Below are 20,544 nucleotides of genomic sequence, written 5' to 3'. Positions count from 1 at the left end.
CTCTTTTCTGACCGAGCCGCCGCGAATGTAGCTGGCAGCGGCTCATTTGCTCCGAAGCCCTTCCGGAACCTGACAAGCGTGGTCTTGGATCCGCAGGACCTCGCCGATACGATCAAACCTCCTGCAACAACCGCGTATCCAGCCCGAACCGCTCTTGCGAAACCATCCTGAACTGACCCTCCGCCAGATCGCAACTCACCAGCAAATTCCACGAGTGCCTCGTTGCCACCGAAGGCACCAATACAAAAGGGTGTTCAGCCAACAGTGCATCGGCAAACTTTCGCTGGTTGGGCGAGGTTTTCATCGGGGTGAGCCAGTGCGGATTGGGCACATCCTCCGGCTGCACGATTCTCACGCTGGCTTGGTGAACGATTTCAAAACAGGTCAACACATAGGGTTCCTGATCAAGCGCGTCGAAACTGCCATGGGCGGCCACCTCAAGAATCGCTGTGGATGGATCGACTGACGCGTACACGACTCGCCGTCCAGGCGTATTCCAGCGGCCGCCGTCCCGTTTCGAACCCAGACCGCTGTCCCAGGTTTCGCTGTACACCGCGCGATCCAGCCGCCAGGCGTACCAGCGATCATCCCAGGGCAAGGGATTCATTGATAAACCCCGTATTTGATCTGGTTCAGATACTCCTCCACCATCCTGAACCCCAACGCGTGTCCCACCAGATCGAGTGGCACATAGCCATAGAAGTAGGTTGCGCGTTGCTTCAGCCAGGATTCGGCCTTGGCCTGACGCCCGAACACTTCGGTGGCCAGTTCCAGTGCCGCGGCATATTGATAAGCGAGGATGCTCTGCGGCGTGTCCAGACGCACCGGCGCGCCTTCCTTGAGCAGACGTCGCACAGTTCTCACGGATCTGCCGGTGATGCGTTTGACCATCTCGCCCTGCTGGTACAGCTCGGAGGAGGCAATCATGTTGACCACATCGAGCAGCTCGAATCCTTCGCTTGTGCAGCGCAGGACGAGCATCGGGTCGTCGCCGGTGTCCTGACCACGCAACAGCAACTCCAGAGGCTTGCCCTCGAGCTTCTTCAAGCCGGTGAGCCGGGGCGCTTTGGCAGTCGGCATGGCGACGTCCTCCGAGGGGCATCTGGCGCGATCGTCGCGCCAGTAATGGCGAGGGGAATAAGCAGGCGTATGGCTTTCAATCAGTGGGATTCGCATGTTCCATCCTTTGTACGGGTCCGGAGCGATCTGTGCGCTCGATGACTTCAATGTCAGGACTGATGCTATAGCCCCAGCGTCCGACGACCAACCTGAAAAAGTCGTCAGAAATATCCACGTATCTGATCGAAACACTCCTGTTTCCGTAGGACCTGAACGGAAATTTCAGCGCGTGAATTCTCGCCTTGCCTGACACAACGTTGACCTCGGTCACCTGTGGACGTGCAAGCACTGCGTACGCTTCCCGCTCCATCGAAAGCCAGGGAAGGCTCACCGGGAGCCTGCGGCCGACTCACTCAAGGAAGAATCCCATGCAATCGCTCAAGATCATTCTGCTGGCGTCAGCGTTCAACGGCCTGACGCAACGGGCCTGGCTGGAACTGCGTCACGCTGGGCACTTGCCCAGCGTGGTGCTGTTTACCGACCCGGCTTCGGTGTGTGAACAGGTCGAGCACAGCGGCGCCGACCTGGTGATCTGCCCGTTTCTCAAGGACCGTGTGCCACAGGCACTTTGGGCCGATGCCCGGCGTCCGGTGGTGATCATTCATCCCGGCATCGTTGGCGACCGCGGCGCCAGCGCACTGGATTGGGCGATCAGCAACGAACTGCCGATCTGGGGTGTCACCGCGCTGCAGGCGGTCGAAGAAATGGACGCCGGGCCGGTGTGGGCCACCTGCGAATTCAACCTGCCCGCGGGCCTGCGCAAATCCGAGCTGTACAACGGCCGCGTCAGCGATGCGGCGATGGTGTGCATCCGCGAGGTGGTGGAAAAATTCGTCGAAGGGTTCCGGCCGGTGGAACTGGATTACGCCGATCCCAGCGTGCGCGGGCGCCTGCAACCGAACATGAAACAGGCTGATCGCAGCTTCAGCTGGCACGATTGCGCGCGCGTCATCAAGCGCTGTATCGACGCAGCAGACGGGCAACCGGGCGTGCTGGCAAGTCTGGCTGGCCGGCAGTATTACCTGTATGACGCTCACCTTGACTCGCGAAGAGGCACGCCCGGCGAGATTCTTGCGGTACATGACGACGCGGTGTTGATCGCTGCCGGCGACCAGAGCCTGTGGATCGGCGCGCTGCGACGCAAACCTCAACCCAGCGAGGAAACCTTCAAGCAACCGGCCCGGCATGTGCTGGCCGGACAACTCAACCATGTGCCAGTGCTGGGCTGGTCGATCGCCACACAGCCGTTCAGCGACGAAGCGTATCAGCCGATTCGTTACCGTGAGTCCGGGCATGTCGGGGAACTGACGTTCGAGTTCTACAACGGCGCGATGAGCACCGAGCAATGCCAGCGCCTGGTCGCGGCACTGCGTTGGGCCAAGGCCCGGGATACGCAAGTGCTGCTGATCAGGGGCGGCCGGGGCAGTTTTTCCAACGGCGTGCACCTGAACGTGATTCAAGGCGCGCAGGATCCCGGCGCCGAAGCCTGGGCCAACATTCAGGCAATCGACGATGTCTGCGCCGAACTGCTCAGCGCGCGGCAACTGGTGGTCAGCGGCGTGACCGGCAACGCCGGCGCGGGCGGCGTGATGCTGGCGCTGGCGGCGGACATCGTGTTTGCCCGCGCCGATATCGTGCTCAATCCGCACTACAAAAGCATGGGTCTGTATGGCTCGGAATACTGGACCTACAGCCTGCCCCGCGCCGTCGGCCCGACGATCGCCGAGCAATTGACCCAGGCCTGCCTGCCGATCAGTGCGGTGCAAGCCTGGCAACTGGGCATGGTTCAGGAGATCGGCCCGCGCAGTCCGGACGAGTTTTCCCTGTGGCTGCTGCAACGAGCGAATAGCGTATTGAGTGATCCCGCTTATGCGGCGGTGCGCGAACGCAAGTTGCGGATCGATCAGGCACTGATCCGTCGATGCCGAGACGCGGAGCTGGAGCAAATGCAGGAGGACATGCTGCATGACCGCAATCGCTTTGCCGAAAAGTGCAGCCACTTCGTCTACAAGCGCAGGGTGTGTGGCACGCCGGCGCGCCTCATAGAGGATTGGGCGCGAGTGGGCTTGCTTGAGCGCACCGAGTTGGCCAGTTGATCTTGTGGTGTCTGCTTTCCCCTCACCCTGGCCCTCCCCCAGGGTTAGGGCCAGGGTGAGGGGCTTTTGACTTACAATGCGCCCCACCCCAGACACCGGCCCCGCCCCATGGACATCGACCTCGCCCGCACTTTTCTCGAAATCGTTCGTCACGGCAGTCTCGCCGCCGCCGCGCAGAAGCTGTTCGTCACGCAGACCGCGATCACCGCACGGGTGCAGAAACTCGAAAGCCAATTGGGCAGTACGCTGTTCGTGCGCAATCGCGCCGGGGCGAAGTTGACGGCCAATGGCGAAGCGTTCGTGATCTACGCCAATCAACTGGTGCAGACCTGGGAAGCCGCGCGCCGCGACTTGCCGCTGCCCGAGGGTTATCACAACGTTCTGCACATCGGTGGCGAGGTCAGCCTGTGCAATCCGCTGATGCTCAGTTGGGCGGCGGAACTGCGCGAGAAAATCCCCGGACATGCGTTGCGCATGGAAATCCGCGATGGCGAAAACCTGCTGCGTCAGCTCGAACTCGGCGTGCTCGATGCCGCGCTGGTTTATCAGCCGGAATACTGGCCCGGGCTACAGGTCGAACAAGTGCTGGAAGAAAAGCTGATTCTGGTGCGCGCGCCCGAGCGCCCTGATCCTTACGTCTACATCGACTGGGGCCCTGACTTCCGCCGTCAACATGACGCCGCGCTGCCGGAAAAAGCCAAAGCGGCGCTGAGCTTCAACCTCGGCCCGCTGGCCCTGCAATACATCCTCGAACATGGCGGCAGCGGCTATTTCCGCACCCGGGTCGTGCGCACGTATCTGGAAACCGGTGCGCTGGAAGCCGTCACCAAAGCGCCGGAATTCGGCTACCCGACCTACCTGGTGTATTCGCGCGATCGCGACTCGGCCGTGCTGCAGCAGGCCTTCGATCTGCTCCGCGAAGTGATCCGCACCGATGACGACTGGTCGCAGCGCTGGAACCCTCTGAGCTGACACCGCAGGCGCAGTCCGGAGCATGGCGCTTGTGACCTCAAGGTTGGCCCTGCAGACATCAGCGGATCGGCTACTCTGCCGGGTATAACGACAATACCCGCAGGTGAAAGCGTTGAGGCAGACCACCGAGACATTTCGCAGCCGCTACCGTGCGGCCATTCACCCTTTGTACAACCCATGGCTGCACGGCATGTTCGTGCTGCTGTTCGGCATTCTCGCTATCGCTGCGTTCTGGCGCACGGTGCATTCAGTGAGCTGGCTGGAATGGCTGACCGTGCCGTTGACCCTGCTGCTGTTCAATTTCGGCGTGTACATGGTCCATCGCCATCTCGGTCATCAGAAAAAAGCGTTCGCAAAGATGTTCTACGCCCGGCATGCCGGCGACCATCACAGCTTTTTCACCCCCGGCCATATGACCTACGACAGTGCGCGAGACTGGCGGGTGATTCTGTTTCCGGCCTGGCTGATCGTCATTCATACGCTGCTGATCACCCTGCCCCTGTGGTGGCTGCTCGCGCAGGTCAACGCCAATGTCGCCGGACTGTTCGCCGGGTGCATGGTGCTTGGTTATCTGCTCTACGAAGTGTTCCATGCCTGCGAACATCTGCCGCCGCAAAATCCGTTGAGCCGTTTGCCGTGGATCCGCCAGATGCGCCGTCTGCATGAATTGCATCATCGCCGCGAGCGCATGCAGGAACGCAATTTCAACATCGTTCTGCCCTTGATGGACTACCTGTTCGGCACGCTGTATCGCGAGCCGGAACCCGCCCCTTTGAGATATTCAGATATGCCCATGACGCGCATGCAGCACGAGATCGACATCGCCGGCGAGCCGGTCGCCGTGCTGGCCTATGCCGCCAGCGTCAGTCACTGGCCGGACTGGCATCCCTCCTCATTGAAGATTGACGGTCCGCAAGGTCCGCTGCATGCCGGTGCGCGCTTCGAAGAGGACATTCATGCCGGCGGACGTGCCGGCCATTTGCGCTGGGAAGTGACGGAATATCTGCCGGGACGGCGCTGGTGCGCCCGCGCGCAAAGCGATCAGGGCTTGTCCTTGCGGCTGACTTACGAGTGCTCGGCGGAGGCTGGCAGCACGCGCTTCGTGCGTACGCTGGAATATCGCTTTGACGGCTTGCTCATGCGCCTCGCCAATCGCCTGTTGCTCAAGCGGCGCATCGAACGCGAATCTGCGGCGTCCATGCTCGCCCTGCGCGCCACGGCCGCACAGTTCATCGGCGCGGCGAGGGCCAGCGCGTGAAATTACGTCATCTGCCGGGCCTGCTGATCGTTCTCGTCATTGCCTTCGTGCTTTTGCTGCCAACCAAAGTCGAACCGGTGGCCTGGACACCGCCACCGGCGCCCTCGCTGAAAGACGGTATCTACGCGGACAACAAGCGGCTCAAAGGTGTGGCGAAGGTCGGGCCGAGCGACATCGAAGGCCCCGAAGCCTTATTGCTGGAGGACGACTTCCTCATCACCGGATTACATGACGGCAGGCTGATTCGCAGCAGCCTCGACGGCACGCAGCGCAAGGTGCTCGCCGATACCGGTGGCCGCCCGTTGGGCCTGGCCCGGCATCCGAACGGCATGCTGGTGATTGCCGATGCGGTCAAGGGTTTGCTGTCGCTGGATGCGCAGGGACAAATGATTCCTTTGGCCACGGAAGCCAACGGTGTGCCATTCGGATTCACTGATGATGTAGCGGTCGACAAGTCAGGCCACTACGCCTACTTCAGTGATGCCTCCAGCCGTTGGGGCTACGGCCAGGACGGCGAGGCCATCATCGAGCACGGCGCCGACGGACGCTTGCTGCGCTACGACTTTCAGACCGGCAAGACCAGCGTGCTGCTCGACAAACTGCAATTCGCCAACGGCGTCACTCTTGGCCCGGACGAGGCCTATGTGCTGGTCAACGAAACCGGCGCCTACCGCATCAGCCGCTATTGGCTGAGCGGGCCGAAGGCTGGCACCCACGACGTGTTCATCGACAACTTGCCAGGGCTGCCCGACAACCTCTCGTTCAATGGCAGCGATCGTTTCTGGGTAGCCCTGTATGCGCCGCGCAATGCCTTGCTCGACGGCACGGCTGAACATCCGTTTTTGCGCAAGATGATCGTGCGGGCGTTGACGGTCTTGCCCAAGCCTGTGGAGAAGCGTGGGTTTGTCCTCGGTCTGGATCTGGACGGCAAAGTGATCGCCAATCTGCAGGATGCGAGCGATGGCAATTACTCGCCGATCACTACCGTGCGCGAGTACGGGCAGTGGTTGTATTTCGGCTCGTTGAAGGCGGGGCATATGGGGCGGATAGGGTTGGATTCGGCGCTGAAGTGAGTCAGCGGGATTTGCGCGGAATTGAATTGCGCTATCGCGAGCAGGCTCACTCCTACAGAGGTACGCATTTCAAATTGTAGGAGTGCGCCTGCTCGCGATAGCGGCCTGTCAGTTGCTGGATCTATCGAACTTGTCCGGATCGTCGTCTTCGGGAAGCTCCTCGACCGGTTCTTCAGGATGCGCAGTGGTATGCGCCGGGCTGTTCGGTTCGGGACGGGTGGGAATCGGGTCGAAACCGCCCTGCTCTTCACTGGGGAATCTGGGGTCGTTCATGTGGCACCTCGCAACGAGTCGATGGTTTGCAGACTCTGCACATTGGAGGTGCCGTAAGCCGTAGCCGTTCCCTTGGAAAAATGACCACGGGTCGGGCGATTACTGGCCCGTCAGCGGCTGCCCCGCCAGTTGGGCGACGACCTGCTCCTTGACGATTACACGCTTCTCTTTGAGCTTTTTCAGGTCATCGTCAGTGGGGGCGTCTGACTTGGCGTTCTCGGCCTCGACGACCGCTTTATCGACATCAAAATACTTGTTAAGCAACGAATCCAGCTTCGGATCCTCGGAGCGTTTTTGCTCGATCTCTTCCTTCCTGCAGCCCAGGTCCTGATACAGATCATGTGAAACCGGCATGAAACACCTCCATCAATTTGATCGACAACCAGCGCGACCGATGCGCTGACTCATTATCAGCATGGCCTTGCCCGATGACTTCTGTCGACTCCCTGTCAGACCAGCGGTTGCCGTTCGTCGCCCTGTCGTAAATGCGATAAAACCTTTGGCTTGTGCCTTCGCTCCATTGGATAACGCTCACAAAAACCTGCGTGGAGATACCCAATGGACGGATTCAACCTGCGTCATCTCGCTCTGGCTGTTGCACTGTCTGCCGGCATGGGCAGCGCCTTTGCCGCGACCGACAACGACTTTGTCGACAATGCCGCCGCCGGTGGCATCGCCGAAATCGAAACCAGCAAGCTGGCACTGGAAAAAAGCCAGTCTGCCGACATCAAAGCCTTCGCGAACCAAATGATCGCTGATCACACCAAGGCCAATGAAGAGCTGAAGAAGATCGCGACCACCAATGACATCGAAGTCCCTGACGACACCACCCTGGTCAAGCAGGCCAAGGAAAAGATTCTCGACATGCGCGATGAATCGTTCGATGCGGCCTACGCCAACAACCAGGTCAAGGCTCACGAAGAGACCATCGAGCTGTTCAAGAAGCAGGCGAACACCGTGACCGATGACAAAGCCAAGGGCGCTACTGAACTGAAAGCGTTCGCGCAGAAAATGCTGCCGGCGCTGGAAAAACATCTGGCCCACGCCAAAGAGCTGCAAGCCAAACACCCGAGCAAATAAACGCCCGGGCAATAAAAAAGGCCGCATCCATCGATGCGGCCTTTTTACGTTCTGCCGATCAACCGCCATCGGTGTCGATATCGGCGTCGGTGCTTTCGCCCGGTGCGGGGCGGTCCGGGTCAGGCTTGAAGCCGGGGCTGAATTCGTTGTTGTTGTCGTCGTGATGCTGTTTCTGATCAACTTCGCTGGCCGCACTGTCGGCCTGCCCTTTTTCGGCCGGTGCAGGCTTGGTTTGCCCCGGTGTTTGCGGGTCGATCGCCGGATCGTTGCGGTTAATCGACTCAGAGGACTGATTTTGCTGTTGCGGCGCTTGCTCGTTCATATCCACCTCATTCATAGTCCTGCCTCCTTCTTCCAGCACGACTGGAAAACGTCGGGCATGCAGATTCGAAGCCTGACGCCGTAGATTCGTTCAAAAGATCGTTGCCTGCTGCCACGCCGACTAGAGTTACCGGGGTGTTCGACGCGGCAGGCAGAAAAATTCAGCGCTGGATGAACAACTATTTCAAGCGGCAAATGTCAGTCAATTCGCGCCGGCCATTTCGCTGCGCCGGCCCCCAATACGTATCGGAGCGACACGCACATGGCAGCACTGCAGAACAGCACAGTCGAAGCAATCAAGAACAACCAGACGCAACTGCTGAGCGAATGGACCAAACGCCTCGAAGCCAGCGGCGCCACGCGCAATCTCAAGGAACATGACCTCGCGCAACAGACCCGCGATTTGCTGAGCCTGCTGCTGACCGGCCTGGAAAACGGCAATGGCAGCAAGATTGCCGCCGCAGGCTGGGAAGATACCCGCCAGTTCCTTGAAAAGCTGTCGCAAAGCCGCGCCCTGCTCGGCCAGGATTCCCAGCAAACTGCCAACTTCATCTTCGCTCTGAAGGGTCCGTTGTTCGCCCTGCTGCAAAACCATTATCAGGACCAGCCGGCACTGCTCGCCGAGCAATTGCTGGAAGTGTCCGAACTGCTCGACACCGTCGGCATGCACACCATCGGCACCTTCCAGAAATCCCGCGAGGCGGTGATCAAGCGTCAGCAGGAAGAATTGCTGGAACTGTCGACCCCGGTCGTCAAGCTGTGGGACGGCGTCCTCGCCCTGCCAATGATCGGCACCCTCGATTCGCAGCGCACTCAAGTGGTGATGGAATCGCTGCTGCAACGCATCGTCGACACCGGTTCGGAAATCGCCATCATCGACATCACCGGCGTGCCGACCGTCGACACACTGGTTGCCCAGCACCTGCTGAAAACCGTGACCGCGATCCGCCTGATGGGCGCCGATTGCATCATCAGCGGCGTGCGTCCGCAGATTGCTCAAACCATCGTCCACCTCGGTCTGGATCTGCAAGGCGTAGTGACCAAGGCCAACCTGGCCGACGCATTGAAACTGGCCCTGACCCGCTTGGGTGTCAGCCTAGTCAAGACGGCTTGACCATGGAACGTATTCCGATTCTTCAAATGGGCGAATTCCTGCTGGTGACCATTCAGGTCGACATGCATGATCAACTCGCGATGACCCTGCAGGACGATCTGTCCGAGCGCATCAGCCGGACCTCGGCGCGCGGTGTGTTGATCGACATTTCGGCGCTGGACATGGTCGATTCGTTCATCGGGCGCATGATCGGCACGATTTCCGGGCTGTCGAAAATCATGGACGCCGAAACCGTGCTGGTCGGCATGCAGCCGGCGGTGGCGATCACCCTGGTTGAGCTGGGCATGACATTGCCGGGCGTCAGTACCGCACTGAACGTTGAACGCGGGATGAAACTGCTGCGGGAGCGAGTACTTGCACAATGACCGTGCGCAGCAGCGGTACTCAACCCATTCTCATTGAACAGGACGTGGTGCTGGCCCGCCAGACCACGCGCAAGCTCGCCACCGAGTGCGGCATGCGCCTGATCGACCTGACCAAACTGGTGACCGCTGTCAGCGAGCTGGCGCGTAACACCATGGTCTATGGCGGTGGTGGCGACATGGACTGGCAGGTCCTCGAGGAAAACGGCCGGGTCGGTCTGCGTCTGACCTTTCGCGACGAAGGCCCGGGCATCCCTGACATCAAACTGGCGATGACCGACGGCTGGACCTCCGGCAGCGGTCTGGGCCTGGGCCTGACCGGCGCCAAACGCCTGGTCAATGAATTCGAACTCGACACTGAGCCCGGTAAAGGCACGCGCATCACGATCACACGATGGACATGAATATCACCGGGTCGTTGACCCAAGTCCTGCCGATCGAGGACAGCAGCCAGATCGGTCACGCACGGCGCACTGCGCAGAAACTTGCCGAGCAGCATGGCTTCGATGAAAACGACGCCGGGCGCGTGGCGCTGGTGGCAACCGAACTGGCCAGTAACGTGCTCAAGCATGCCCGACGCGGCGAATTTCACCTGCGCGTACTGCCACGACCAGGCAACGGTTTCGCCATCGAGATGCAGACCGTGGATCGCGCGCAGGGCTTTGACCTGGACGCGTGTCTGGCGGATGGCTTTTCCACCGGCGGTACGCAGGGCATCGGTCTCGGCGCGGTGTCGCGTCAGACTGACGTGTTCGATGTTTACGCCGACCACCGCGGCGCCGTGCTGCTGGCGCGGATCTTTGCCCGCAGCGATCGGCAGGCTGATATCCGCTTCGGGGTCAGCCAGCATTCGTTGCATGCCGATCCAGCCTGCGGCGATGTCTGGCACCTGAAGTTTGAAGGTTCGCGGATCAGCGCGCTGGTGGTCGATGGCCTCGGCCATGGCGAAGACGCCGAGCGCGCAGGCCTGGCCGGGGCACAAGCATTCGCCCGGGCACCGTTCGCCGATCCTGTGGTATTGATGGAAGACCTGCATCAGGAAATGCTCGGCACCCGCGGCGGCGCCGTGGCGTTCGCCCAGTTCGACAGCCAGCGCGACGGCCTGACGTTCGCCGGTGTCGGTAATATCGGCGCCAGTCTGCTGGAGCCTGGCAAATCCCGCGGTCTGGCCTCGCACCCCGGTATCGTTGGCGGCCAGTACCGTAAAGCCAAACCCTTTGACTATGCTCACGTGAACGGACATTTATTGATCATGTACAGCGACGGCTTACAGTCCCGTTGGAATCTTGCAGACTACCCCGGCCTGGTGCATCGCCATCCCGCCGTGATAGCCAGCGTCCTGCACCGGGACTTCTGTCGCGGCCGCGATGACGTGACGGTACTGGTCGTTGCTCTGGAGGCCGCCCATGGCTGAATCGACAACCCTGAGCCCTGCCGAGCAGGCGGCGCTCATCGCCCAGTTGCAGCGTGAAACCACTGCCCTGCGCGAAGAGCTCGATGAAACCAATCAGGGCGTGCTTGCGCTGTACGCCGAGCTCGACAATCAGGCCGAGGAACTGCGTCAGGCCTCGGATCTGAAGAGCCGGTTCCTGTCGTACATGAGCCATGAATTCCGCACGCCACTGGGCTCGATCCTGAGCATCAACAGCCTGCTCGCCGACGAACTCGACGGCCCGCTCAGTCCCGAGCAACACAAGCAGGTAGCGTTCGTCAGCACTGCTGCCCGGGAACTCAGCGACATGGTCGATGACCTGCTCGATCTGGCGAAGATCGAAGCCGGGCGCATCAGCATTTCTCCGGCCTGGTTCGACATGTTCGATCTGTTTTCCGCCTTGCGCGGCATGTTCCGGCCGATCGTCGATGCGACAGCGGTGGATCTGATCTTCGAAGAGCCGCTCGGCCTGCCGCGCCTGTATACCGACGACAAGAAGCTCGGGCAGATCCTGCGCAACTTCATTTCCAACTCGCTGAAGTTCACCACCCGTGGCGAAGTGCGCGTCTCGACGCGCATGGAAGGCGAAGACAAAGTGCGCTTCGCCGTCAGCGATACCGGCATCGGCATTGCGCCAGAACTGCATGACACGCTGTTCGAGGACTTCTCCCAGGTCGATTCGCCGTTGCAGAAACGCTTACGCGGCACCGGTCTGGGTCTGTCACTGTGCAAGCGTTTCGCCGCGCTGCTGGGCGGTGAAGTCGGGGTTGAAAGTACCCCGGGCGTCGGCTCGACGTTCTTTGTCATCATCCCGCTGGCAATCGCTCTGGAGAACGTCGATGAATCGTGACATCCGCCTGCTGATTGTCGATGACAACGTCGCCACCCGTTACGCCTTGCGCCGGCGTCTGGAGCGCCACGGCTACGCGGTGCTCGAAGCCGGCACCGGCAGTGACGGTCTGGCCCTGATCGAGAGCGAAGCCCTCGATGCGTTGATCCTTGACGTCAACCTGCCGGACATGAGCGGTTTCGATATCGTCCGCCTGCTGCGCGCCGACCCGCGCACCGCGCTGCTGCCGGTGATCCATGTGTCAGCAGCCTCGATCCAGACCGGCGACATCATCACCGGTCTGAACGCCGGCGCCGATGCCTACCTGATTCACCCGGTCGACCCCGACGTACTGCTGGCGACGCTGCGCACCTTGCTGCGGGTGCGCGACACGGAAAACGCCCTGCGCGAAAGCGAGGCACGTTTTCGCGAGATTTTCGCCAACGTCTCGGCGCCGATTGCGGTAATCGATGCCAATCTGAAAGTGCATGAATGCAACCATGCCTTTGCTCAGTTGATCGTCGACAACCGTGACCCACAGGCTCTGCGTGAATGCTTCGCCGAAGATCAATGCTCGATCCTCGATGAACTGCGTCTGCGACTGGTCGACGGCGAGCGCTGGAAAGGCACGCTGAACATGAGCGTGCAAGGCGAGATTCGCGAAACGCAGTGGCAGATTTCGCCGTATCGCACCCCGGAATTGAGCCTGGTATTCGTCGAAGATGTCACCGAACACCGCCACCGCGAGCGCTCGCATCTGGCGCGGCTGGATGACACCACCACGCAACTGGCCAAGGAAGTTGCCGAACGCGTGCACGCCGAAGCGCAACTTCTTCAAGTGCAGAAAATGGATGCACTGGGCAAGCTCACCGGCGGTATCGCCCACGACTTCAACAACCTGCTGACCGGGATCATCACCAGTCTGGAACTGATTCAGAAACGCGTGGCCGATGAGCGCCTGGACAAGGTGCAGTTCTATACCGAAGCAGCGCTGAACTCGGCGATGAGCGCGGCCTCGCTGACCCATCGTCTGCTCGCGTTCGCCCGTCAGCAGCCGCTCGACACCCGGCCGGTGGATATCAACGAGCACGTTCGCTCGCTGGAAGAATTGCTGGTGCGCACCATCGGTGAGCGCATCACCCTGAAGCTGGAACTGACCAACAAACCGGCGATTGCGCTGGTGGATCCGGTGCAGCTGGAAAGCGCGGTGCTCAACCTGGTGATCAACGCCCGCGATGCCCTGCCCTCCGGCGGCAATATCTGGGTCAACACTTACGCCGCTTATTCCCACGGCGATCCGAATCTGGCCGATGGCGCTTACGTGGCGCTGTCGGTACGCGACGACGGCACCGGCATTGAACACAACGTGATCGACAAGGTGTTCGAACCGTTCTTCACCACCAAACCGTTGGGCCAGGGCACCGGGCTCGGCCTGTCGACGATTTACGGTTTTGCCCGTCAGTCTGGCGGCGACGCGCACATCCGCAGTGTTGCCCGGCGTGGCACCGAAGTGACGATCATGCTGCCCGGCACCAACGACCCGACCGGCGCCGACGTGCCTGTGCCGGTGCCTGATGCCAAAGGCAGTGGCGAACATGTGCTGATCGTCGAAGACATGGCCACTGTTCGCTTGTTCGTCAACGAAGTGCTGGAAGATGCCGGCTATCGCTGCACGCAGGCGGCGGATATCGAGTCGGCGCTGGAGCGCTTGCAGAATGACCCGTCAATCGACCTGCTGCTGACCGACGTCGGCCTGCCGCGCATGAGCGGCCGCGAACTGGCGGATGTCGCCCGCGGCTGGAATGCAGGGCTGCCGATCCTGTTCATGACCGGCTACGCCGAAACCGCGATCAACCGCCAGGTCTTCCTCGGCACAGGGATGGAAATGCTGGTCAAACCGTTCCAGATCAGCGAACTGCTCGACAAGGTCCGCCGCACGCTCGATGGCGCCTGAATAAACGCACATCCCCCTGTACGAGCGAGCCTGCTCGCGAAGGCGTCCGTCCAGTGACCTCATCTGTTGCCGATACTCCGCTTTCGCGAGCAGGCTCACTCCTACAAGGGATCCGGGGTGTGATCACCTTTCTGGGTAGACATTGCAAAACTGTAGGAGCGAGCCTGCTCGCGATAGCGTCCGGTCAGTCAACTCATTTGTTACTGACACTCCGCTTTCGCGAGCAGGCTCACTCCTACAAGGGATCCGGGGTGTGACCGACTTTCTGGGTACACCTCGCAAAACTGTAGGAGTGAGCCTGCTCGCGAAGGCGTCCGTCCAGTCAGTTCATCTGCGACTGGCACTCCGCCTTCGCGAGCAGGCTCACTCCTACAAGGGATCCGGGGTGTGATCACCTTTCTGGGTAGACATTGCAAAACTGTAGGAGTGAGCCTGCTCGCGATAGCGCCCGTTCAGTCAACTCATCTGTTACTGACACTCCGCTATCGCGAGCAGGCTCACTCCTACAAGGGATCCGGGGCGTGACCAACTTTCTGGGTACACCTTGCAAAACTGTAGGAGTGAGCCTGCTCGCGATAGCGCCCGTTCAGTCAACTCATCTGTTACTGACACTCCGCTATCGCGAGCAGGCTCACTCCCCCAAAGGATCTGCTGTGTTACCACTTATCTGGTTAACCCAATCAAACCTGTGGGAGCGAGCTTGCTCGCGAAGGCGTCCGGCAGGGCGCCACAATCAGCGGCTTAAAGCACGGGCAAGAAACGGCGCGGTCTTGCTCTTCTTGCTGGCGGCGACTTTCTGCGGTGTGCCGGCGGCGACGATCCTGCCGCCCTGATCGCCGGCGCCGGGGCCGATGTCGATCACCCAGTCGCTCTGCGCGACCACACGCATTTCGTGCTCGACCACGATGACCGTGTGCCCCGCCGTTACCAGCGTGTCGAGTTGCTCCAGCAACCGATCGACATCCCTGGGGTGCAAGCCCGTGGTCGGCTCGTCCAGCACATACAGGGTCGCGCCACGCTGACTGCGCTGCAACTCGGTTGCCAGTTTGATCCGCTGCGCTTCACCACCGGACAGTTCCGTGGCCGGTTGCCCCAGGCGCAGATAACCCAGGCCGATATCGCGCAGCACCTCCAGCGAACGCCGGATCCCTGCCTGCTCGGCAAACACTGCCACCGCTTCATCGACGGTCAATTGCAGCACCTGGGCGATGCTCAAGCCCTGCCAGAGGATCGCCAGGGTCTGCGGGTTGTAGCGCGCGCCATGGCAGGTCGGACACGGTGCATACACGCTGGGCATGAACAGCAATTCGACGCTGACGAAACCCTCACCCTCGCAGGTGGCGCAACGGCCCTTGGCGACGTTGAAGGAAAACTGCCCGGCATCATAGCCTGCCGCTTGCGCCTCGGGCGTCGCGGCGAACAGTTTGCGCACGTTGTCGAACAACCCGGTGTAGGTCGCCAGATTGGAACGCGGTGTGCGTCCGATCGGTTTCTGATCAACCTGTACCAGCCGCTTGATCGACTCCAGGCCGGTGGTGATCTGGCCAGTGCTGGGGGTTGGCGTGTCATCTTCCAGGCTCGGTTCTTCCGACTCGACCTCGGCTATCGGCCGGCCTAATTGCGCGCCGACCAGTTCCAGCAATGCCTGACTGACCAGACTGGATTTACCGGAGCCAGACACCCCAGTCACCGAGGTGAAACAGCCCAAGGGAAAATCGGCGCTGAGATTATTCAGGTTGTTGCGCGTGACACCCTCCAGCTTCAGCCACCCGCTCGGCTTGCGCGCGGTGCGCTCGGGGCGCTGATTTTCGGCGAACAGATAAGCCCGGGTCTGCGAATCCTCGACGGTCGACAATCCATCAGGCGGACCGCTGTACAACACCCGCCCACCCTTCTCACCCGCTGCCGGACCGACGTCGATCAGCCAGTCGGCACGGCGCATGGTTTCGACATCATGCTCGACCACGAACAATGTGTTGCCGTCAGCCTTCAGCCGTTGCAACGCCTCGAACAGCGCCTCGCCATCTGCCGGATGCAGGCCGGCCGATGGCTCGTCCAGCACATAAATCACCCCGAACAGCTGCGAACCCAACTGCGTGGCCAGGCGCAAACGCTGCAACTCGCCCGACGACAAGGTCGGCGTACTGCGTTCCAGCGCCAGATAACCCAGGCCGAGATCGGTCAGGGTGCTGACGCGCTCCAGCAGATCTTCAGCAATGCGCTGCGCCGCAAGGCGTTTTTCCAGCGACAGATTCGGCGTGTGACGCACGTCCGGCGCGCTGGCGTGACCACTGGCGCCATGGGCGACCCGCTGTTTGCGGGCCTCGCGCGTCTGCGCATGGCTGAGGGTGTCGCCGCTCTCCTCCGCCTGTTCCAGGTAACTGGTCGCTGCCACCGGCCGCAGCACTTCGGCCACTTGCAGCAACGGCATTTGCGACAGCTCGCCGATGTCGTAACCCGCAAAAGTCACTGACAACGCCTCGCGCTTGAGCCGCTTGCCCTCGCACAACGGGCACGGGCTGCCGCGCATGAACTGCGAAACGCGCTTCTTCATCAGCGCACTTTGCGAGTGGGTAAAGGTGTGCAGGATGTAGCGCCGAGCGCCCGTGAAGGTGCCCTGATAACTCGGTTCCATCTTGCGCTTGAGGGCGACGCGGGTTTCTTCCGGGGTCAGCCCGGCGTACACCGGCACGGTCGGCGTTTCTTCGGTGAAGAGAATCCAGTCGCGCTGCTTTTTCGGCAGTTTCTTCCAGGGAATGTCGACGTCGATGCCCATGGTCACGAGGATGTCGCGCAGGTTCTGGCCCTGCCAGGCCAGCGGCCAGGACGCCACGGCGCGCTGGCGGATGGTCAGGTTCGGGTCCGGCACCATCAGCGCTTCGGTCACTTCGTAGACGCGGCCAAGCCCGTGACACTCCGGGCAGGCGCCCTGCGGCGTGTTCGGCGAAAAGTCTTCGGCATACAACATCGGCTGCCCCGGCGGATAGCTGCCGGCGCGGGAATAAAGCATGCGGATCAGGCTCGACAATGTCGTCACGCTGCCCACCGAGGAACGCGCGCTCGGCGTGCCGCGCTGCTGTTGCAGAGCCACGGCGGGCGGCAGACCTTCGATGGAATCGACATCCGGCACGCCGACCTGATCAATCAACCGCCGCGCATACGGCGCCACCGACTCGAAATAACGCCGCTGGGCCTCGGCATACAGCGTGGAAAACGCCAGCGACGACTTGCCCGAACCCGAGACGCCGGTGAACACCACCAGCGCATCGCGGGGAATATCGACATCCACGTTCTTCAGATTGTGTTCGCGGGCGCCGCGCACGCGAACCATGCCGGCGGGTGCTTTGGAGTTGCGCTTGGAAATCATCGGCGTGCCTTGTGTTGAAAACCGGGGCAGCGCTCGGCCTCAGGTGCCGAGCACCTCGCAAATCATCTGCAGTAAAGCTTGCGGGCTGTAAGGTTTGCCGAGCAGATGGGTATCGGGACTGAGCTGGTGGTCGCGGGAAATGATGTCGCGGGTGTGGCCGGAGGTGAACAGCACCGGTACGGGTGGCATCTGCACCTTGGCCCACGCTGCAAGATCGGAACTCTTGATCAGGCCGGGCATGACCACATCGGTGAAGATCAGATCGATTTCGATGCCTTCCAGCAACATCTGCATGGCGACGTCGCCATTGCCCGCCGTCATCACCCGATAGCCTTCTTCCCGCAGCAACTCCACCGCCGAAGCGCGTACCGCGTCGTTGTCTTCCACCACCAGAATCGTCTCGTGACCACCGCCCTTGCGTTCGCCGACGCTGGCTGTCTCTTCGCGGACCGGACGCAGACTGCGGGGGAAATACAGCTGCACTCGCGTACCTTCGCCGAGCTGGCTGTCGATCTCGACGTGGCCGCCGCTCTGTTTGACGAAGCCGAACACCATGCTCAAGCCCAGCCCGGTGCCCTGTCCGTCGGCCTTGGTGGTGAAGAACGGTTCGAAGACCTGCTCGAGCATCTGTGGGGCAATACCCACACCAGTGTCGCTGACCGCCACGCGCACATACTCGCCAGCCGAAATGCCTTTGCCGGCACAGAACTCGTTGTCGAGACGCACATTGGCAGCGCTGAGGCCGATAACCCCCTCGCCCTTCATCGCGTCGCGGGCGTTGATCGCCAGATTGAGAATGGCGTTTTCCAACTGGTTGCGGTCGACGTTGATGTGCCACGGCTGCGGCGGCAGCTGCACGTCGATCTGAATGGTTTCGCCCAACGCGCGTTGCAGCAATTCGCCGACGCCTTCGAAAATCTGTTGTGGATTGCACACGGCGGGCGAAAGCGGTTGGCGTCGGGCAAACGCCAGCAGTTGCGAAGACAATTTGGCACCGCGTTCGACCGCTGCCAGCGAAGCCCCGACCCGGCGCTGTACGTTTGCATTGTTCGGTTCATGCCGCGCGAGCAAATGCAGATTGCCGGCGATGACCTGCAGCAGGTTGTTGAAGTCGTGGGCGACACCACCGGTGAGGCCGCCGATGGCTTCGAGTTTCTGCGACTGCCGCAGTTGTTCTTCCGCGGCCAGTCGCGCATCGACTTCGGCAGCCACGCGCTGTTCGAGGTTGCGGGTGAATTTGAGCAGTGATTCTTCGGCGTTCTTGCGCTCATGAATATCGATCAGCACGCCGGGGAAACGAAACGGCCTGCCCTGCTCATCGAACTCACAGGCACCACTGGCCAACACCCACAGGTACTGGCCATCGGCGCGCTGCACACGGTATTCGGCGTTGTACGGCTCGCCAGTGCGTACGCAATGGGCAACGCGGTCCTGCACCCAGGGATGGTCGTCAGGATGGATGCGTGATTCGGCGATGTCTTGTTGCAGATCGCTCAGGTCCTGGTCAGCGGGATAGGAGAAGGTGCGGGCGAAACGTTCATCGGCGGACAAGCGATTGTTCTTGATGTCCCAGACAAACGAGCCCAGCAGTGCACCGGCATTCAAGGCCAGGCGCACGCGCTCATTGTCGGCCCGATAGGCATCTTCCGCTGCCTGGCGCAGGCGCTCGGAATGCACCAGTTCGGTGGTCTCGACCACCATCGCCATGACGCCGCCAGGCACGCCTTCGTCGTTGGCGACCGGGCTGTAATACAAATCCATCCAGACGTCTTCCGGGACGCCGTCGCGCAGCAATACCAGTTCTTTGTTGCGATAGGACAAGGTGCCGCCGGCCAGGCAGGTGTCGACGACGTGACGATTGAATTCGGCTACCTCCGGCCAGCCCAGTTCGACTGGCACGCCGAGCAGGTAGGGATGGCGGCCGCCGGCGAATTCGGAATAGGCGTCGTTATAGATCATGTAGCCGGCGTGGCCCCAGAGCATCACCATCGGCAGCGGCGAGGCCAGCATCAGTTGCACGGTGTTGCACAGGCTGGCCGGCCAGTCGGCGAGCGGACCCAGTTCGGTATGGCTCCAGTCGAACGCACGTATGCGTCCGGCCATTTCGCCTTTCCAGCCCTCACAGCCGTGGCTTTCGGATAAAAACTGCATCGCCTGACTCAGTGTCCTTTTTTGCGGTTTTCCGATCTATCGCAACGCTTCAACGACGCGACGCCCGTGTGTTTCGAGGCTTTGAAAGCGCATTGGTTTCATTGGAGGTATAGCCGATTTGCGACGCCGAGCCATTCAGACACCAATCAAGTGTTTGAGTGGGTGATAGCCGGTTTTCATTTTCGCTGCAACGTCGAGAATTGCCTTCTCGATTCCGTTGAGGTGGGTGCAGGTCAGCTCGATCGCAGCGCTCTGATTGCCGGCCTCGATGTACTCGAGCAACCGCAGATGTTCATCGTCGCGGCATGCCTGATGGCTGTCGTCGTCGAGCGCGGCGGCGTACAGCGAGGCGCGCGAGATCAGCTTCTGGAACCAGTCGAGCAACACCGGGTTGTTCAGACTGCGCGCCAGTTTGATGTGGAACTCGCCCAGCAGGTGAATCAGCCGTTCGTGGTCGCCGGCGGCGTGCGCGGCATCTTCCAGCAACAGGTGCGCACGCAGATCCTGCATCGCCACGGCGTCCTTGCGCCGGCACAGTTCAGTGACGATGCCGATTTCGATCAGCCGCCTGGTTTCGAACAGCGAACGGATCTCCTCGTCACTGGGCAACGACACCGACGCGCCTTTGTTGGGCTCGGTGGTGACCAGGCCATCGGCTTCCAGTTGTTTGAGCGCAGCGCGCACCGAGGTGCGACTGACATTGAACAGTTCGGCCAGTGAGGCCTCGCCCAGCTTCATGCCGGGGCGCAACGAACGCTTGCTGATCGCCGCGTAAACCCCTTGGTAGACGCGGTCGACCGTGGTTTCCAGTTTCTTTTCGGTCATTCGAACACTCCTTTGGCATCGGACAGCCAGCCCTTGGCGATGGCTGGCCATGGAAAAAGAGCGGCAGACGCAGATTAATCCGCGCATGGCTAAATTGCATTCATATATTGCACAGCGGCGGATGAGGGTGCTGAACATCGGCCAATCGCGGGAGGTCGTTTTGGCGAGGTGATGGATTATCTGCCGACCACTCGTTGCGAGCGTGGGCAGTAGCGAACGGATTTGGCTTTGCGCCAAATAAACCGACAGACAACCCATTCCCTTGTGGGAGATTCTATGGTTGTCCTCAAGCGATAACTGCCCCTTTTGGTTGATATT

19 protein-coding genes and 1 pseudogene are annotated in these 20,544 nt (G+C 61.1%); 12 read left to right on the top strand and 8 right to left on the bottom strand.

Going from position 1 to position 20,544, the window contains the following annotated elements:
• Nucleotides 1-112: 112 nt before the first annotated feature.
• Both QRN33_RS15075 and QRN33_RS15070 read right to left on the bottom strand, forming a co-directional pair.
• Complete coding sequence (locus tag QRN33_RS15075) at nucleotides 113-607, bottom strand: RES family NAD+ phosphorylase (protein WP_064361792.1); 495 nt, start codon at nucleotides 605-607, stop codon at nucleotides 113-115.
• Nucleotides 604-1,080, bottom strand: coding sequence for an MbcA/ParS/Xre antitoxin family protein (locus tag QRN33_RS15070; RefSeq protein ID WP_042610329.1), 477 nt, complete (start codon nucleotides 1,078-1,080; stop codon nucleotides 604-606). Before QRN33_RS15070 ends, QRN33_RS15075 begins: the two co-directional genes overlap by 4 nt.
• Nucleotides 1,081-1,487: 407 nt before the next feature.
• Here QRN33_RS15070 and QRN33_RS15065 point away from each other — a divergent pair, with 407 nt between their 5' ends.
• The 4 genes from QRN33_RS15065 to QRN33_RS15050 all read left to right on the top strand — a co-directional run bounded on the left by QRN33_RS15065 (nucleotide 1,488) and on the right by QRN33_RS15050 (nucleotide 6,518).
• Nucleotides 1,488-3,215 (top strand): hydrogenase maturation protein, encoded by a 1,728-nt coding sequence (locus tag QRN33_RS15065; RefSeq protein ID WP_285409228.1) that lies wholly within the window; start codon nucleotides 1,488-1,490, stop codon nucleotides 3,213-3,215.
• 108 nt (nucleotides 3,216-3,323) lie between these two features.
• Nucleotides 3,324-4,187, top strand: coding sequence for a LysR family transcriptional regulator (locus tag QRN33_RS15060; RefSeq protein ID WP_042610327.1), 864 nt, complete (start codon nucleotides 3,324-3,326; stop codon nucleotides 4,185-4,187).
• A 112-nt stretch (nucleotides 4,188-4,299) separates the two neighbouring features.
• Entirely contained in the window at nucleotides 4,300-5,445 is a 1,146-nt protein-coding gene (locus QRN33_RS15055) for a sterol desaturase/SRPBCC family protein (RefSeq protein WP_285409227.1), read from the top strand.
• Nucleotides 5,442-6,518, top strand: coding sequence for an SMP-30/gluconolactonase/LRE family protein (locus QRN33_RS15050; protein ID WP_285409226.1), 1,077 nt, complete (start codon nucleotides 5,442-5,444; stop codon nucleotides 6,516-6,518). The genes QRN33_RS15055 and QRN33_RS15050 overlap by 4 nt, the downstream gene beginning before the upstream one ends.
• A gap of 108 nt (nucleotides 6,519-6,626) precedes the next feature.
• Here the strand turns inward: QRN33_RS15050 and QRN33_RS15045 are convergent, their stop codons facing one another.
• Both QRN33_RS15045 and QRN33_RS15040 read right to left on the bottom strand, forming a co-directional pair.
• Nucleotides 6,627-6,791: a hypothetical protein gene (locus tag QRN33_RS15045; protein ID WP_177330585.1), complete on the bottom strand. Its 165-nt coding sequence runs from the start codon at nucleotides 6,789-6,791 to the stop codon at nucleotides 6,627-6,629.
• A 99-nt stretch (nucleotides 6,792-6,890) separates the two neighbouring features.
• The gene (locus tag QRN33_RS15040) at nucleotides 6,891-7,145 is read right to left on the bottom strand and encodes a hypothetical protein (RefSeq protein ID WP_285409225.1); all 255 of its coding nucleotides are present in this window, start codon (nucleotides 7,143-7,145) and stop codon (nucleotides 6,891-6,893) included.
• A gap of 204 nt (nucleotides 7,146-7,349) precedes the next feature.
• Between QRN33_RS15040 and QRN33_RS15035 the strand changes: the two genes are divergently transcribed.
• Entirely contained in the window at nucleotides 7,350-7,871 is a 522-nt protein-coding gene (locus QRN33_RS15035; RefSeq protein WP_056785185.1) for a DUF4142 domain-containing protein, read from the top strand.
• Between the two features lie 58 nt (nucleotides 7,872-7,929).
• Here the strand turns inward: QRN33_RS15035 and QRN33_RS15030 are convergent, their stop codons facing one another.
• Nucleotides 7,930-8,193 (bottom strand): hypothetical protein, encoded by a 264-nt coding sequence (locus tag QRN33_RS15030; RefSeq protein WP_042610415.1) that lies wholly within the window; start codon nucleotides 8,191-8,193, stop codon nucleotides 7,930-7,932.
• A 261-nt stretch (nucleotides 8,194-8,454) separates the two neighbouring features.
• Here QRN33_RS15030 and QRN33_RS15025 point away from each other — a divergent pair, with 261 nt between their 5' ends.
• The 7 genes and pseudogenes from QRN33_RS15025 to QRN33_RS26740 all read left to right on the top strand — a co-directional run bounded on the left by QRN33_RS15025 (nucleotide 8,455) and on the right by QRN33_RS26740 (nucleotide 13,883).
• On the top strand, nucleotides 8,455-9,306 hold the full coding sequence (locus QRN33_RS15025; protein WP_042610324.1) for an STAS domain-containing protein: 852 nt from the start codon (nucleotides 8,455-8,457) through the stop codon (nucleotides 9,304-9,306).
• A gap of 2 nt (nucleotides 9,307-9,308) precedes the next feature.
• Complete coding sequence (locus tag QRN33_RS15020) at nucleotides 9,309-9,671, top strand: STAS domain-containing protein (RefSeq protein WP_042610323.1); 363 nt, start codon at nucleotides 9,309-9,311, stop codon at nucleotides 9,669-9,671.
• Nucleotides 9,668-10,072, top strand: a complete 405-nt coding sequence (locus tag QRN33_RS15015) for an anti-sigma regulatory factor (protein WP_042610322.1) — start codon at nucleotides 9,668-9,670, stop codon at nucleotides 10,070-10,072. The genes QRN33_RS15020 and QRN33_RS15015 overlap by 4 nt, the downstream gene beginning before the upstream one ends.
• Nucleotides 10,069-11,082, top strand: a complete 1,014-nt coding sequence (locus QRN33_RS15010) for an ATP-binding protein (protein ID WP_042610414.1) — start codon at nucleotides 10,069-10,071, stop codon at nucleotides 11,080-11,082. Before QRN33_RS15015 ends, QRN33_RS15010 begins: the two co-directional genes overlap by 4 nt.
• Nucleotides 11,075-11,950, top strand: a complete 876-nt coding sequence (locus QRN33_RS15005) for a sensor histidine kinase (RefSeq protein ID WP_042610321.1) — start codon at nucleotides 11,075-11,077, stop codon at nucleotides 11,948-11,950. The genes QRN33_RS15010 and QRN33_RS15005 overlap by 8 nt, the downstream gene beginning before the upstream one ends.
• A pseudogene (locus QRN33_RS26745) lies at nucleotides 11,940-12,971 on the top strand (ATP-binding response regulator); the annotation flags it as partial. The gene QRN33_RS15005 and the pseudogene QRN33_RS26745, both read left to right, overlap by 11 nt.
• A gap of 165 nt (nucleotides 12,972-13,136) precedes the next feature.
• On the top strand, nucleotides 13,137-13,883 hold the full coding sequence (locus QRN33_RS26740; RefSeq protein WP_436839667.1) for a response regulator: 747 nt from the start codon (nucleotides 13,137-13,139) through the stop codon (nucleotides 13,881-13,883).
• Between the two features lie 733 nt (nucleotides 13,884-14,616).
• On the opposite strand, the gene QRN33_RS14995 is transcribed toward QRN33_RS26740, so the two are convergent.
• From QRN33_RS14995 to QRN33_RS14985, 3 genes are all read right to left on the bottom strand, one after another.
• The gene (locus QRN33_RS14995) at nucleotides 14,617-17,250 is read right to left on the bottom strand and encodes an excinuclease ABC subunit UvrA (RefSeq protein WP_285409217.1); all 2,634 of its coding nucleotides are present in this window, start codon (nucleotides 17,248-17,250) and stop codon (nucleotides 14,617-14,619) included.
• Between the two features lie 39 nt (nucleotides 17,251-17,289).
• Nucleotides 17,290-19,401, bottom strand: a complete 2,112-nt coding sequence (locus QRN33_RS14990; protein ID WP_064361802.1) for a PAS domain-containing hybrid sensor histidine kinase/response regulator family protein — start codon at nucleotides 19,399-19,401, stop codon at nucleotides 17,290-17,292.
• A gap of 135 nt (nucleotides 19,402-19,536) precedes the next feature.
• The gene (locus QRN33_RS14985) at nucleotides 19,537-20,226 is read right to left on the bottom strand and encodes a GntR family transcriptional regulator (RefSeq protein ID WP_042610317.1); all 690 of its coding nucleotides are present in this window, start codon (nucleotides 20,224-20,226) and stop codon (nucleotides 19,537-19,539) included.
• Nucleotides 20,227-20,544 lie beyond the last annotated feature (318 nt).

This window comes from Pseudomonas sp. FR229a, from assembly GCF_030209115.1.
Lineage (GTDB): Bacteria > Pseudomonadota > Gammaproteobacteria > Pseudomonadales > Pseudomonadaceae > Aquipseudomonas > Aquipseudomonas moraviensis_A.
The sequence above is the reverse complement of the archived record's forward strand: the minus strand, read 5'-3'. Positions and strand labels throughout refer to the sequence as shown.

What these genes read in the sequence shown, in the direction of transcription:
- QRN33_RS15075 (WP_064361792.1), bottom strand. Translation starts at nt 607, where the DNA reads ATGAATCCCTTGCCCTGGGATGATCGCTGGTACGCCTGGCGGCTGGAT.
- QRN33_RS15060 (WP_042610327.1), top strand. Translation starts at nt 3,324, where the DNA reads ATGGACATCGACCTCGCCCGCACTTTTCTCGAAATCGTTCGTCACGGC.
- QRN33_RS15005 (WP_042610321.1), top strand. Translation starts at nt 11,075, where the DNA reads ATGGCTGAATCGACAACCCTGAGCCCTGCCGAGCAGGCGGCGCTCATC.
- QRN33_RS15065 (WP_285409228.1), top strand. Translation starts at nt 1,488, where the DNA reads ATGCAATCGCTCAAGATCATTCTGCTGGCGTCAGCGTTCAACGGCCTG.
- QRN33_RS15015 (WP_042610322.1), top strand. Translation starts at nt 9,668, where the DNA reads ATGACCGTGCGCAGCAGCGGTACTCAACCCATTCTCATTGAACAGGAC.
- QRN33_RS15025 (WP_042610324.1), top strand. Translation starts at nt 8,455, where the DNA reads ATGGCAGCACTGCAGAACAGCACAGTCGAAGCAATCAAGAACAACCAG.
- QRN33_RS15040 (WP_285409225.1), bottom strand. Translation starts at nt 7,145, where the DNA reads ATGCCGGTTTCACATGATCTGTATCAGGACCTGGGCTGCAGGAAGGAA.
- QRN33_RS15070 (WP_042610329.1), bottom strand. Translation starts at nt 1,080, where the DNA reads ATGCCGACTGCCAAAGCGCCCCGGCTCACCGGCTTGAAGAAGCTCGAG.
- QRN33_RS15010 (WP_042610414.1), top strand. Translation starts at nt 10,069, where the DNA reads ATGAATATCACCGGGTCGTTGACCCAAGTCCTGCCGATCGAGGACAGC.
- QRN33_RS14995 (WP_285409217.1), bottom strand. Translation starts at nt 17,250, where the DNA reads ATGATTTCCAAGCGCAACTCCAAAGCACCCGCCGGCATGGTTCGCGTG.
- QRN33_RS15045 (WP_177330585.1), bottom strand. Translation starts at nt 6,791, where the DNA reads ATGAACGACCCCAGATTCCCCAGTGAAGAGCAGGGCGGTTTCGACCCG.
- QRN33_RS15030 (WP_042610415.1), bottom strand. Translation starts at nt 8,193, where the DNA reads ATGAACGAGCAAGCGCCGCAACAGCAAAATCAGTCCTCTGAGTCGATT.
- QRN33_RS15020 (WP_042610323.1), top strand. Translation starts at nt 9,309, where the DNA reads ATGGAACGTATTCCGATTCTTCAAATGGGCGAATTCCTGCTGGTGACC.
- QRN33_RS15035 (WP_056785185.1), top strand. Translation starts at nt 7,350, where the DNA reads ATGGACGGATTCAACCTGCGTCATCTCGCTCTGGCTGTTGCACTGTCT.
- QRN33_RS14985 (WP_042610317.1), bottom strand. Translation starts at nt 20,226, where the DNA reads ATGACCGAAAAGAAACTGGAAACCACGGTCGACCGCGTCTACCAAGGG.
- QRN33_RS14990 (WP_064361802.1), bottom strand. Translation starts at nt 19,401, where the DNA reads ATGCAGTTTTTATCCGAAAGCCACGGCTGTGAGGGCTGGAAAGGCGAA.